Raw genomic sequence first — 12,441 nt, 5'->3', positions numbered from 1 at the left:
ACAAATTACAAAACAATCGCAATAAAGTTGATTTGGAATTTGGAGTTTTAAAAATTGAAAATTATTCTAAATTGGGTTTCTTACGGGATTGCTTCAATTCAGAAATATTCTTCTTTTCTTTAATTCTTTTCTTTATTACCGATTTCGGAACTTTTGTAGCTTTTCTAACTTTCGGTACAAATAATCCTTTTTTAATAATTTCCAGAAACCGCTTTATAACAATATCCTTATTTTTAAGCTGGCTTCTGTCTTCATCACAATTTAAAATCAGAATATTTTCAGAAGTTAATCTTGTCGGTATATTTTCTTTTAAGAGTGTTTTTTCTTCATCGGATAAAGCCTGAGAAGCATTTAAATCGAAAGCAAGCACCACTTTTGAAGATACTTTATTTACGTTTTGCCCTCCTGCACCACTGCTTCTTACTGCTCTAAAACTTAACTCTGATATAATTTTTTCAATATCCATTATTTGTGAGGCTGATGTGCTGGTTTTAACAAATCATTTACGGTTTTTACCGGATTAAATGTTATTAATGGCACTGCAACAAAAATGGTTAGCCAGTTTGACATTCCACCATTCCATAATCCCGGTAATTCATAATTTTTAACAATTTTACCTTCAGCGCTTTTCTCAACAATGAATCCAGTATTATGATCTACAAATTCTTCCAGATTAAAGGATTCTCCTTTATAGTTTTTGGTTCCACAAACCAAATCAACCGGATTAAAATGTGTCGAACTTTCTAAAATTGACTTTTGTTTTTTACTGGTTAGATCGACTTGTGAGCTTTCTACAATCTGCAGTGAAATTTCCCCTTTTTCGTTTCGAATCCAGAAAGGCCCCCCTCCTGCCTCACCTTCATTTTTAACCATTCCACAAACGCGGATTGGTCTGTCGAGCAATTCTTTTATTTTATTGATTTTGTTTTCAAAAGTAAATTTATTGAAATCGCGCGCCATTTCTATATTAAGCTTTTGCATTAAAAACTTTACTATTTCCTCTACATCCTCTTCTTTAATTTCACCCTTTTCTATAGCATTCAAATAACCGAAAACTTTTTGCTGTGCTTCTATTAAAATTCCCGCTAATCCCTTTTTGTACAAAGTAGTCTTCTTAATATTATTTTGAATTACATTATCAATATTCTTTATAAAAATAATGTCGGCATCAATATTATTCAAATTTTGAATCAATGCTCCGTGTCCTCCGGGCCTGAAAATAAAAGATCCTTTCTGGCTCCTGAAAACATTATCTTTAACATCGACTGCGATAGAATCTGTTTGCTTATTTTGATAGGAGAAACTAATATTGATTTGTGTCCCCGTTTCTGATTCGACTTTTTCTTTGACTTCTTCAATTGCTTTTTCAAACAATTGCTGATGTACTTCTGAAACTGTGAAATGCAAATTCGAAGTTTTATTTGTCTCAGCATAGTGCACACATTCGTTCAGATGTTCTTCTATCGGAGTTGCAATATGAGTTTTATATTTATGAAAAGGCAAAACTGCTTTTGGTTTATTAGCAAAATCAAAGTATTCCGGAGATAGCAATACTTTTATAAAGTAATAATTTTTATAATCCCTTTCTAAACTATCAAAGTCAGGATATATTTCTTTCAGTTTTTTATATACCGCTTTAAAAAAAGGGAATTTATCCATCCCTACAATAAAAATCGACAAATCATTATCTTTATTTCTATTAATATAAGAATTGATTGTCTCTTTTTCAATATCATAATTATTTAAAAAAGCGATCAAAAACTTAAACATTCTGGTTGCCGCACCAGACGCCGGAATAAATTTACATATTTTAAAACATCCTTTGTTCGCATCAAAAAAGGCAGCTTTTTCTTCGAAATCATGAGTTGTTAAACTTAAAATTCCGTTATTGACAGTTGCCGGACTTATTAAGTTACATTTAGAAATTCCTTTTTTAAAGATTTTAAGCTGTTTCAGTATATTCTCAAAAGGAATTCCGTGATTGTAGATTTCTACAAAGTCTGCTGACGTAAAGCCTTTTCTTTTAGCAATAGTGAGGTTATCAACAATAGCAGTAGCTTTTTCCAAACGGCTTTCCTTATCGCCTGAAATTGTAATAAATGGCTTATTATTATCTATTAAAGCTTGTTTAAAAACAGAGAAAACAGTTTCTCTTTTATTTGGATTATCGCGGATATCATCTTTTTCCCATGGGACATCAATATCAGTCAGGAAAAACAAATCATATTCATGGGCTAAAGCTGCTTCATTTAAATTTGGGTTACAAAAACCATAATATACTTCAGAAAAAACTTTGGTCACCATTAAATTAGTATCGCAAAACAAGTATTGTTTAGCGTTGTCCAGTTTTTCATTTTCTAATGTAACTTGCCCATAAGCAATCGGCATCATGTCTTCCTCAGTACATAACTGCTTATCTTCTTCCCATTTTTGCTGCAGATAATCCCGTGCAAACTCCGGAACCCACTCGGTTTCGTAATATTCTGCAAGCTGTTTTGCCAATGTTGTCTTACCTGTACTTTCAGGTCCGAATAAGGCAATTTTTATAATGTTTGTTTTTTGCTGTCTAAGATCTTTCTCCATTCTATATAAGCTGAAATTGCCAAAATTGTAAAAATTAAATACTGAAGTGACAACATTCCTAAACCGCGATAAGCATAAAGCGGTACAACAATAATATCACCTATAATCCAAAGTGTCCAGTTTTCGATTTTTTTCTTGCCATGTACCACATTCCTGCAAAAAATATCCCTGATGAAATCATGTCAATATAATTATCCGGATTGATAGTATAATCAAAATATTTATAAATCCCGAAAACTACGAAAAACGTAACAATAAACAATAAAATTCCTGTTATTTTTTCATTGGAATTTGTTCTTGTAATAGGTAAATTATCATCAATAGTTCCCCCTTTCGCCCAAACATACCAACCGTAGATACTCATAACCGAAAAATAACCATTAATAATCATATCTCCTACATAACCAGCAACATACAAAAGATATACTGATATTACAGTTGCGACCAAACCTGTTGGATACACCCAGATATTTTCTTTTTTTGCAAACCAGACGCTTAGTATCCCACAAACAAATACTAAAAACTCTAAAGCGATATGCCAAAGAGGAGTATTTTTATAGCTGTCTAAAAAAAAATCAATCATTGTGTCGTTCTTTGATTTGTTTTTGCTCAAAAAAATGAGTGTCATTTTCAAAAGCAGTCCCAATTACTACTAAATCGGCTCCGGCCTTATAAGCATTTTGAATTCCCTTTAAATCTGTAATTCCTCCTCCGACAATCATGGGGATTTCAATATTCTGAGCAATCAGCTCAATCATTTTCAGAGGTACTGGATTTTTAGCACCACTTCCGGCTTCTAAATACATTAATTTGTTTCCCAGCATCTCTCCCGCCTGAGCAGTAGCAAGAACCAAATCAAAATTTTCACGATTAAGAGGCTTTGTTTTACTGATACGCGCAACAGCAGTTTCATTTCCGCTTTCGATTAGAATATAACCTGTCGAAATCACTTCCAGATTCGTTTTTTTTAGAATCGGTGCTGCCTGAACCTGATATTCTATCAAATAATCCGGATTTCGTCCAGATAATAATGAAAGAAACAAAATAGCATCTGCCTGAGGTGAAATCTGTGAAGGATCACCCGGAAATATAACAACGGGTAAGTTTGTTTTTTGTTTTAGCTGCGCAATTAATTCTTCTAAAATAGTTGCCTGAACAATACTTCCACCTACAAAAATATGGGTTGCAGGAGATTGATTGATCTTTAAAATTAGTTTATCTACATTTTCCAAAAAAATTTTATCAGGATCCAAAAGTATGGCAAGCAGTTTCTGACCTCTACTTTTAGCGTCTAAAATTTCCTGGTGTATATTTAATGTTTTTTGCTGCATAACGGCTGTAAAAGTAAAAGTTTTCAAGTATAAGAACTACTTTGAATGCATTATATTTGTATAACTGATCTCAACAACCAAAGAACAAACACTATGATTTCCCTTGAATTATTAGAAAAATATGGTGCTGTAAAGAAATCTTTCGATAAAAATGAGATTATTTTTGAAGAAGGGATTTTTCCTTCAAACTACTTTCAGATTCTTTCAGGAGAAGTAAAAATGAGCAATTATAATGACGACGGACGAGAGTTTATTCAGGGAATATTTTATAAGGAACAATCTTTTGGCGAACCACCATTATTTCTGAATCAAAAATATCCTGCTAATGCTATTGCAGTTGAAAACAGTGAAATTATTCTTCTTCCAAAAGCAAACTTCATGAAACTGCTGGAAGAAAACCCAAAAATCAGCATTCAAATAATTCAAAACCTGGCACAGCGTCTTTATTATAAATCCGTTGTGGCTGCTGAAATCTCGACACAGGAACCGGAACACAGGGTTCTGAAATTAATCGATCACGGAATTGCCTACTTTAATTTTCAAAAAGACAAAAACGGTCATCTTATTAATTTTACAAGACAACAAATTGGGGATTTGACCGGTTTGCGAGTAGAAACCGTAATCAGAGCCATAAAAGCCCTGGAGAAAAAAGGCGAACTAAAGATTATAAACCGAAAAGTATACAGATAAAATAGTTCCTGTTTTATGATTTAAATCATAAAACACAGCGGTATAGTGGGCGTATCTTTGTCCTATAAAAATCTGAATATCATGACACTATATCAAACAACATTCGACATTTTCAATAAAAATTACATGGGATCAGCTGCAATGGCTGTAATTGGTCAAAGCTGTTTAGGAGGCGCTGCAGCCATGTATGTTTTGGCTAACGGAACTTCAGTTCTACAAATGATTCAACTGGCAATTATTGTTTTAGCCTGTATCTTTGTCAACACTTCAATTTTGGCACAAATGAAACACAAAGTGGTTTTTAATCTTTTAATTCTGAGTTCAATTTTAAGTGTAGTATTTATTCTTTTAAACACTATTTTTCTGTGAAAAAGCAAATAGAAAATAGAGCTGATGTATCTTTTTTAGTCCATCAATTTTATACTAAAATAAGAGCCGATCACGAAATCGGCTTTTATTTTAATACTATTATAAAAGACTGGGATGCGCATCTGGAAAAACTGACTGATTTTTGGGAGATGAATTTATTTGGCGTAAAAAAATACAACGGGAATCCGCTGACGGTTCACAATGAAGTTGATGCACATTTTGATGGTAAAATTACTTCAAATGAATTCGGAATCTGGCTGAATCACTGGTTTCAGACCATTGATGACTACTTTGAAGGCGAAAATGCAGATACGCTGAAAAGACGTGCTAGGAAAATGAGTACTTTTTTATTTATGAGTATGTTTGAAAACCGGAAATAAGGTAACGAAATTTAAATTTATATTTACTTTTCAAAAGCATAAACCAAAGTAAATTTACCTTCAAAATTATCGGATTGAATTTCCTTGTAATGCACATCAAAATCTTTTATTAACTCATCAAAATGAAGACTTGCGCTGGTTTGGGGTTCGTCTAAAGAAAAATCCTCTACTAAAATATGATCTTTAAAACTGATCCCTTTTTCGTTTCTGATTTTAAAAATAGCTTCTTTTGCTCCCCAGATTACCGTTAGTTTCTTCACATATTGTTCTGTAAGACCAGGATTTAAATAATCACATTCGTAATCCGTAAATTTATCGGCAATTCTCTGAATTTTTTCACGCTGCAATTCCATATCGATTCCAACCGTCTGATCACTGATTATTATGGCTGCAAAATGGTATGAATGTGTGATTGATATATAATTATGACAATCAAAATAAGGTTTCCCGAATTCGTCATAATGCAGGTCTTTATCTGTGAAACCCATTTCCTGAATCAGCATACGAACACTCAAAAAAGCACGCTGATGCATTTCAGATTTCATTCCGTCCAGTCTTTTTTGCGTTTTTTCTTTTAAGGTTACCCTGCTGTACAATTCATCAAAAGATTCGGTGATTTCCCAAATTAAAATTCGGGTGTTTTCATTGCATTGTATGGTCTTAAATAAAGGCATTTCTTTTTTAATTATAAATTATGAATGGTGAATTATTAATTATTCACTTTGTCTGAAAACTGAATTTGTAATTTAACATTGTTGGTTTCTAGCCCTGATGGGAGCGGCATCCTTTTATGGTGGGGTTCAACATAAAAGATAGAGCGGACAGCAGGATTAGCTTCTAAAAGCCATTATTTCTAACATTCTAAAGATTAATAAATTAAACATTTCATAAATCTGATAGAAAGTAGCAAAATTCAAAAGCTATTATGTAAATTTGCAAAAAATTATACATATACAAATATAATATAAATGAGTACTACAACTACGCCGTATGTGGCTTTCAAAGTAAAAGACATTTCTCTGGCTGCCTGGGGAAGAAAAAGAAATTGAACTAGCTGAAGCTGAAATGCCAGGTTTAATGGCGCTTCGTGCTGAATATAAAGATGAGCAGCCTCTTAAAGGAGCTCGTATCGCTGGATGTTTACACATGACGATTCAAACGGCAGTATTAATCGAAACTTTAATCGCTCTTGGTGCAGAAGTTACCTGGTCTTCTTGTAACATTTTCTCTACTCAGGATCAGGCTGCTGCAGCAATTGCTGCTGCAGGAATTTCTGTTTATGCCTGGAAAGGTTTAAATGAAGAAGAATTTGACTGGTGTATTGAGCAGACTTTATTCTTTGGTGAAGACAGAAAACCATTGAACATGATCTTAGATGACGGTGGAGATTTAACTAACATGGTTATCGATCGTTACCCGGAATTAGTTCCTGGAATCAAAGGTCTTTCTGAAGAAACTACAACTGGTGTTCACAGACTTTACGAAAGAGTAAAAGCCGGAACTTTACCAATGCCTGCAATCAACATTAACGATTCTGTTACTAAATCTAAATTTGATAACAAATACGGATGTAAAGAATCTGCTGTAGATGCTATTCGTCGTGCAACTGACTTAATGTTGGCTGGAAAAAGAGTAATTGTTTGCGGATACGGTGACGTAGGAAAAGGAACTGCAGCTTCTTTTAGAGGTGCTGGATCTATTGTAACTGTTACTGAAATCGATCCAATTTGTGCTTTGCAAGCTGCAATGGACGGTTACGAAGTTAAAAAATTAGATACTGTAATTGCTAATGCTGACATCATCATTACAACTACAGGAAATAAAGATATCGTTGTTGGAAGTCATTTTGAAAAAATGAAAGACAAAACTGTCGTTTGTAACATCGGACACTTTGATAACGAAATTGACATGGCATGGTTAAACAAAAATCACGGTGCTTCTAAAATCGAAATTAAACCTCAGGTTGACAAATATACTATCGCTGGAAAAGATATCATCATCTTAGCAGAAGGTCGTTTAGTAAACCTTGGTTGTGCTACAGGTCACCCAAGCTTTGTAATGAGTAACTCATTTACAAACCAGACTTTAGCTCAAATCGAATTATGGAATAACAGTGCAGCTTACAAAAATGAAGTTTACATGTTACCAAAACATTTAGATGAAAAAGTGGCTGCTTTACACTTAGCTAAATTAGGTGTTGAATTGGAAACTTTACGTGAAGATCAGGCTGCTTATATTGGTGTTGACGTTAAAGGTCCGTTTAAACCGGAATATTACAGATATTAGTATTACGTTTTAGTACTAAAAATTAAAGATAGAACCCTTACAGAAATGTGAGGGTTTTTTATTAGGGCGTGCCACCATTTAAAAAAAGCCCCAAATATACTTTGCGCTCATTAGGCCTTTTCTTAAATACTGTCGGGCTATCCGCGCTACTTCAGTAGCCTGCTCCTATCCCTCACGCTCACTTATGCCATAAATAACTTAATTTAACAAGACATTTACATGTTTTTTATTTTATAAATTTAAATTTGAAATATAAACTCATAAAAATGATCGAAGAAATTATATGTGACATTCACGGTTCAAGAGAAATGGCTTTTTCCTGTATTCATATTGCAATGGCAATAGACCACAAAGAAAAAGTCGGTTTTTACTATTCAGAAGCCGAGGGAGATCTTCCACAAATTGCCTGGTGTACTTCATGCGAACAATACCTTCTCAATAATGGCGAGGAATGGACAGATGCATTTCAAACCCTGGCCGACTTTAAAATGCTTTGTTCCGATTGTTTTGATGAAGCAAAAAGCAATGAATTAAAGATTCATCTCAGATAAAAATATTTTCATGAAAAAGACTATTATCCTTCTAACATTCATTATTCTAAATTCGTCTTCATATTCCCAAAATAGTAATGTCTGGACTTCATTTCCAAATAAAGACACAACCCTTATTGGTTTTAAAGACAAAAACGGATTAATCAAAATAGAACCAAAATTTACAGGTTTTACAACTGCCCGTAAATTTGAAAACATAATTGCCGTTACCGAGGAATTTAACAACGGCTGGAAAAGTTATTATTTAACCAAAACCGGGAAAATAGTTGGTCGCGACAGCTTATATGTATTTGACAATAGTCCAGATTGCGAAAATGAAGGTTATATTCGTTTTAGAGACCCCAAAACCGACAAAATGGGGATATTCGATGGCGAAGGGAAAATTGTAATTCCTGCTGATTATAGCAATCTAACCAAAGCCAGGAATGGAATGATCATTGCTTTAAAAGATGCTGTTAAAGAACAAGACGGTGAACATTTCTTCTGGAAAGGCGGAAAAGAATTTTTAATCGATATCAACAACAAAGTCCTTATTGAAAATTTCTCATTCAATGACGATTTGAATTTTTATTCTTTAAAAAAATCAAAAGAACCCACTAAGAACGAAACCAGAGACAATTTTCTTGGAGTTGACGGGCAATATTATTCATTTATTAATTATGACAAAGAATTTAAATATTGGCTGAAGAACACTTTACTTTCTGATTTATCGAAAACCAATTTAGAAAAACATTCTTTTGATAAAATTACGTATTGGAAAGAACCTGATGGCTGGATCAGCGAATCGAAAACTAAGTTTATCAATCAGAATTTTACTTATTTAAAATTAAAATTAGAAGAACTTAAAAATCCAAAAACCAATTATTTTGTATCTACTGACGGATTAAATCAATTTATTTTTGAATCGAGTGAATATGAAATTTATTTTAATAATTGCAACGAATCAAAAGACTGGATGTATCCTACTATGGATGTTATAATCAATCCAAAAAATAAAGCCGATTTCAAACAAGATCATTTTGAATTTTTAAGAACCGGAAATGGTTATAAATTGATAAGCATATCAACCGCAAAAAATGATTTGAAATAACAATCGGTTTAAAGCGTAATTTGATTAACTTTCTGGCTCAGGAGGTTAATTAAGTTTTATAAATCTTTGTAAAGATCTCGACTTTGCAAGCAGAAAAGACCTTCGAACTTTGTATAAATCTTAACGTTTAAAAAATAAAGCAAGTTTCGGATTTTGTAGCTTCTAAGACCAATCGATATTTGTATTATAAAATTGAATGAAGATGAACACACAGGAAACCATCAATTACAATCGTATCGCAGAAGCTATAGAATACATCAAGGCCAATTTTAAAGATCAGCCCAATCTAGATGAAGTCGCGGAAAAAGTACATTTAAGCCCTTTTCACTTTCAACGGCTTTTCAGCGAATGGGCAGGAACGAGTCCGAAGAAGTTTTTGCAGTATACAAGCATCGAACACGCCAAAAAATTACTGAAAGAAAATCAGGCAACTATTTCTGAAACTGCTTACGAGACTGGACTTTCAGGCACCAGCCGGCTTCATGATTTATTTGTAAATATTGAAGGAATGACACCAGCGGAATATAAAAACGGAGGTAAAAATCTGGAAATCAATCACAGTTTTTCCGAAAGTCCGTTTGGAAATATTATTGTCGCCTCAACTTCTAAAGGGATATGTTTTATGGCTTTCGCCGAAGATGAAACAACTGGATTTATCGTTTTAAGGGATAAATTCCCGAATGCTAAATTTTCAAAAAAACTTGATTTAGCACAACAAAATGCCTTATTTATTTTCCAAAACGACTGGAGTAAATTATCCGAAATCAAACTGCATTTAAAAGGAACTGATTTTCAATTGAAAGTTTGGGAAGCTTTGCTTAAAATTCCAATGGGACAACTTTCTACGTATGGATCTATTGCACATCAAATTCAAAAACCAAATGCATCTCGCGCCGTTGGAACAGCTATTGGGAGTAATCCAGTTGCGTTTTTAATTCCGTGTCACCGCGTTATTCAATGTTCTGGAACTTTTGGCGATTACATGTGGGGAAATACCCGAAAAACAGCCATAATTGGTTGGGAAGGAGCACAGGTGAATCTTTAAAAATTCAAAAAAAATAAAACTCCAAATTCCAATGACTGATCATCATTGTGAATTTACATATCTAAAACTTACTCATGCAAAATATACAATCAAAAATTGCTTCTCAAAATTGGGAAAGCATTACCGAATCTATGCACCAAAATGGTTTTGCCATTATTCCAAATGTGCTTAACCATAAACAATGTGAACACTTAAAATTCGATTATGACAATCCAAATTTATATCGGAAAACAGTTGTAATGGAACGTCCTCGATTTGGTCTGGGCGAATATAAATATTTCAATTATCCATTGCCTGATTTAATTCAGAATCTTCGTTCTTCGACTTATCCAAAACTGGCTCCAATTGCCAATACATGGATGAAATCTTTGAATATAGATACTGTTTTTCCAAAAACTCACGCAGAGTTACTAAAACAATGTCATGATAATAACCAACTGAAAGCAACTGTTTTAATTTTAAAATATGGCAAAAGCGGATTCAATACTTTGCATCAGGATTTATATGGAGATGTTTATTTTCCAATTCAAATTGTACTTCTTTTAAATGAGCCTGATGAAGATTTTACTGGAGGAGAATTTGTTTTAATGCAACAAACGCCAAGAGCACAATCGAAAGCCATTGTTTTAAAACCAAAAAAAGGAGATGTTTTAGTTTTCACAACCAATTTCAGACCTGTAAAAGGCACAAAAGGCTATTATCGTGTCAATATGAAACATGGTGTAAGCGAAGTTCATTCTGGCGAACGCCATACGTTGGGAATTATTTTTCATGATGCTCTTTCATAATTTTATCTCTCGCAAAGCCGCGAAGTCTCCAAAAAAAGCAATAACCTAACTTTGCGTTTTAAGTGTTCTTTTCTTTGTTTTCGAATAAAGAAAAAGACTTAGCGACTTTGCGAGAAATTATTTTTAATTAATATGCTTCAACACAATAAAGTTTCAGATTCTGATCTTCGAAATAAATTTAAAAAAGGCGAAATTTGTTTCGGTGGAAACCAAAAATTAAAAATCTACGGAATGCTAAAATGTTCTTCGTGAAAAGAATGAAAAGTGAAAATCGTGTTTTCTTTTTATCTGAAAATGAAGCCAGAGAAAATGGTTTCAGACCTTGCGGACATTGTATGAAATTGGAATATCAAAAATGGAAAAATGGACTTATTTAATCCTGAAATAAACGAAACCACTAATCTGCTTCCAAAAGAGGGAACGGTGAATTATTATGGAAAATGCTTCTCCAGACAAGAAGCCGATTTCTACCGTGATATTTTATTGAATACAATCGAATGGAAAAATGACGAAGCCATCATCTTTGGAAAATTAATTTTAACCAAACGAAAAGTAGCTTGGTACGGCGATCAGGAATTTGAATATACATATTCGAATACAACCAAAAAAGCATTGCCTTGGACGCCAGAACTTTCAGAATTAAAGAAAATCATTGAAGAAAAAACAGGTGAAACTTTTAATTCTTGTCTGCTGAATTTATATCATTCAGGCGAAGAAGGAATGGCGTGGCACAGCGACGCTGAAAAAGATTTGAAGAAAAATGGTGCAATTGGATCAGTAAGTTTTGGTGCCGAACGCAAATTTGCTTTCAAACATAAAGAGACAAAAGAAACGGTTTCAATGATTTTGGAACACGGAAGTTTATTGGTTATGAAAGATGAAACTCAAACGCATTGGTTACATCGTCTTCCTCCAACAAAAACAACTCAAAAACCTAGAGTAAATTTGACTTTCAGGACTATTGTGAGATAGATTGTTATTTTTTTTTTGAAGCGACATTTTCATACGAACGTATTAAAGCATCTTCAAACATTTCAGGTCTTACCTTTGAAAGTTCTACAATTGTCCATCCTTGTTTTCCCCATTTATTCGGAACTGGATAAAAAATCATTTCACTTGATGCACAAAAAACGGATTGATCAATTTCATTTAATTTTAAAACAGCCGTATTGTTCTTTCCATCAAAAGTTGCAAATATTTTTTTGTTTATACGAAAAGATGTTTTTTCAAAATGAGGCTCTTCTGCAACATTATGAAGAGACAAAGCTAATTTTCTAAATGTTTCAATTAAGACCATAATTCCACTTTAAATCCAAATTAAAGGTCTT

The 12,441-nt window shown here is 33.3% G+C and carries 13 protein-coding genes and 3 pseudogenes; 10 read left to right on the top strand and 6 right to left on the bottom strand.

The window, feature by feature from the left end; translation table 11 throughout:
- Positions 1 to 61: 61 nt before the first annotated feature.
- From arfB to P5P89_RS12085, 4 genes and pseudogenes are all read right to left on the bottom strand, one after another.
- On the bottom strand, positions 62 to 466 hold the full coding sequence (gene arfB / locus P5P89_RS12100; protein ID WP_278008558.1) for an alternative ribosome rescue aminoacyl-tRNA hydrolase ArfB: 405 nt from the start codon (positions 464 to 466) through the stop codon (positions 62 to 64).
- On the bottom strand, positions 466 to 2,583 hold the full coding sequence (locus P5P89_RS12095; RefSeq protein WP_278008557.1) for a DUF4301 family protein: 2,118 nt from the start codon (positions 2,581 to 2,583) through the stop codon (positions 466 to 468). Before P5P89_RS12095 ends, arfB begins: the two co-directional genes overlap by 1 nt.
- A pseudogene (gene pnuC, locus P5P89_RS12090) lies at positions 2,544 to 3,166 on the bottom strand (nicotinamide riboside transporter PnuC). Before pnuC ends, P5P89_RS12095 begins: the two are co-directional and overlap by 40 nt.
- A complete protein-coding gene (locus P5P89_RS12085) occupies positions 3,159 to 3,914 on the bottom strand; it encodes a phosphoglycerol geranylgeranyltransferase (protein WP_278012012.1) in 756 nt (251 codons plus the stop codon). Before P5P89_RS12085 ends, pnuC begins: the two are co-directional and overlap by 8 nt.
- A gap of 93 nt (positions 3,915 to 4,007) precedes the next feature.
- Here P5P89_RS12085 and P5P89_RS12080 point away from each other — a divergent pair, with 93 nt between their 5' ends.
- The 3 genes from P5P89_RS12080 (at position 4,008) to P5P89_RS12070 (ending at position 5,353) form a co-directional block, all read left to right on the top strand.
- Positions 4,008 to 4,604, top strand: a complete 597-nt coding sequence (locus tag P5P89_RS12080) for a Crp/Fnr family transcriptional regulator (protein ID WP_278008555.1) — start codon at positions 4,008 to 4,010, stop codon at positions 4,602 to 4,604.
- An 81-nt stretch (positions 4,605 to 4,685) separates the two neighbouring features.
- The gene (locus tag P5P89_RS12075) at positions 4,686 to 4,973 is read left to right on the top strand and encodes a hypothetical protein (RefSeq protein ID WP_278008554.1); all 288 of its coding nucleotides are present in this window, start codon (positions 4,686 to 4,688) and stop codon (positions 4,971 to 4,973) included.
- Positions 4,970 to 5,353 carry a group III truncated hemoglobin gene (locus P5P89_RS12070; protein WP_278008553.1) on the top strand — a complete coding sequence of 128 codons (384 nt, stop codon included), beginning with the start codon at positions 4,970 to 4,972 and terminating at the stop codon, positions 5,351 to 5,353. The genes P5P89_RS12075 and P5P89_RS12070 overlap by 4 nt, the downstream gene beginning before the upstream one ends.
- Positions 5,354 to 5,376: 23 nt before the next feature.
- On the opposite strand, the gene P5P89_RS12065 is transcribed toward P5P89_RS12070, so the two are convergent.
- On the bottom strand, positions 5,377 to 6,027 hold the full coding sequence (locus tag P5P89_RS12065) for a 4'-phosphopantetheinyl transferase family protein (RefSeq protein WP_278008552.1): 651 nt from the start codon (positions 6,025 to 6,027) through the stop codon (positions 5,377 to 5,379).
- Positions 6,028 to 6,321: 294 nt separating this feature from the next.
- Between P5P89_RS12065 and ahcY the strand changes: the two are divergent.
- The 7 genes and pseudogenes from ahcY (at position 6,322) to P5P89_RS12030 (ending at position 12,085) form a co-directional block, all read left to right on the top strand.
- Positions 6,322 to 7,639, top strand: a pseudogene (gene ahcY, locus P5P89_RS12060) (adenosylhomocysteinase).
- A 266-nt stretch (positions 7,640 to 7,905) separates the two neighbouring features.
- Positions 7,906 to 8,190 (top strand): hypothetical protein, encoded by a 285-nt coding sequence (locus tag P5P89_RS12055; protein ID WP_278008551.1) that lies wholly within the window; start codon positions 7,906 to 7,908, stop codon positions 8,188 to 8,190.
- 10 nt (positions 8,191 to 8,200) lie between these two features.
- On the top strand, positions 8,201 to 9,280 hold the full coding sequence (locus tag P5P89_RS12050) for a hypothetical protein (protein ID WP_278008550.1): 1,080 nt from the start codon (positions 8,201 to 8,203) through the stop codon (positions 9,278 to 9,280).
- Between the two features lie 202 nt (positions 9,281 to 9,482).
- Positions 9,483 to 10,325 (top strand): bifunctional helix-turn-helix domain-containing protein/methylated-DNA--[protein]-cysteine S-methyltransferase, encoded by an 843-nt coding sequence (locus tag P5P89_RS12045; RefSeq protein WP_278008549.1) that lies wholly within the window; start codon positions 9,483 to 9,485, stop codon positions 10,323 to 10,325.
- A 74-nt stretch (positions 10,326 to 10,399) separates the two neighbouring features.
- On the top strand, positions 10,400 to 11,113 hold the full coding sequence (locus P5P89_RS12040; RefSeq protein WP_278008548.1) for a 2OG-Fe(II) oxygenase: 714 nt from the start codon (positions 10,400 to 10,402) through the stop codon (positions 11,111 to 11,113).
- Between the two features lie 132 nt (positions 11,114 to 11,245).
- Positions 11,246 to 11,490: pseudogene (locus P5P89_RS12035) on the top strand (Ada metal-binding domain-containing protein).
- A complete protein-coding gene (locus P5P89_RS12030) occupies positions 11,477 to 12,085 on the top strand; it encodes an alpha-ketoglutarate-dependent dioxygenase AlkB family protein (protein WP_278008547.1) in 609 nt (202 codons plus the stop codon). Before P5P89_RS12035 ends, P5P89_RS12030 begins: the two are co-directional and overlap by 14 nt.
- A gap of 4 nt (positions 12,086 to 12,089) precedes the next feature.
- On the opposite strand, the gene P5P89_RS12025 is transcribed toward P5P89_RS12030, so the two are convergent.
- The gene (locus P5P89_RS12025) at positions 12,090 to 12,410 is read right to left on the bottom strand and encodes an MmcQ/YjbR family DNA-binding protein (RefSeq protein ID WP_278008546.1); all 321 of its coding nucleotides are present in this window, start codon (positions 12,408 to 12,410) and stop codon (positions 12,090 to 12,092) included.
- Positions 12,411 to 12,441: the final 31 nt, after the last annotated feature.

The organism is Flavobacterium gyeonganense, assembly GCF_029625295.1.
Classification (GTDB): domain Bacteria; phylum Bacteroidota; class Bacteroidia; order Flavobacteriales; family Flavobacteriaceae; genus Flavobacterium; species Flavobacterium gyeonganense.
The sequence above is the reverse complement of the archived record's forward strand: the minus strand, read 5'-3'. Positions and strand labels throughout refer to the sequence as shown.

Bases quoted from the DNA above. Each gene is read 5' to 3' on its own strand.
- arfB (WP_278008558.1), bottom strand. From the start codon at position 466: ATGGATATTGAAAAAATTATATCAGAGTTAAGTTTTAGAGCAGTAAGA.
- P5P89_RS12095 (WP_278008557.1), bottom strand. From the start codon at position 2,583: ATGGAGAAAGATCTTAGACAGCAAAAAACAAACATTATAAAAATTGCC.
- P5P89_RS12085 (WP_278012012.1), bottom strand. From the start codon at position 3,914: ATGCAGCAAAAAACATTAAATATACACCAGGAAATTTTAGACGCTAAA.
- P5P89_RS12080 (WP_278008555.1), top strand. From the start codon at position 4,008: ATGATTTCCCTTGAATTATTAGAAAAATATGGTGCTGTAAAGAAATCT.
- P5P89_RS12075 (WP_278008554.1), top strand. From the start codon at position 4,686: ATGACACTATATCAAACAACATTCGACATTTTCAATAAAAATTACATG.
- P5P89_RS12065 (WP_278008552.1), bottom strand. From the start codon at position 6,027: ATGCCTTTATTTAAGACCATACAATGCAATGAAAACACCCGAATTTTA.
- P5P89_RS12055 (WP_278008551.1), top strand. From the start codon at position 7,906: ATGATCGAAGAAATTATATGTGACATTCACGGTTCAAGAGAAATGGCT.
- P5P89_RS12050 (WP_278008550.1), top strand. From the start codon at position 8,201: ATGAAAAAGACTATTATCCTTCTAACATTCATTATTCTAAATTCGTCT.
- P5P89_RS12045 (WP_278008549.1), top strand. From the start codon at position 9,483: ATGAACACACAGGAAACCATCAATTACAATCGTATCGCAGAAGCTATA.
- P5P89_RS12040 (WP_278008548.1), top strand. From the start codon at position 10,400: ATGCAAAATATACAATCAAAAATTGCTTCTCAAAATTGGGAAAGCATT.
- P5P89_RS12030 (WP_278008547.1), top strand. From the start codon at position 11,477: ATGGACTTATTTAATCCTGAAATAAACGAAACCACTAATCTGCTTCCA.
- P5P89_RS12025 (WP_278008546.1), bottom strand. From the start codon at position 12,410: ATGGTCTTAATTGAAACATTTAGAAAATTAGCTTTGTCTCTTCATAAT.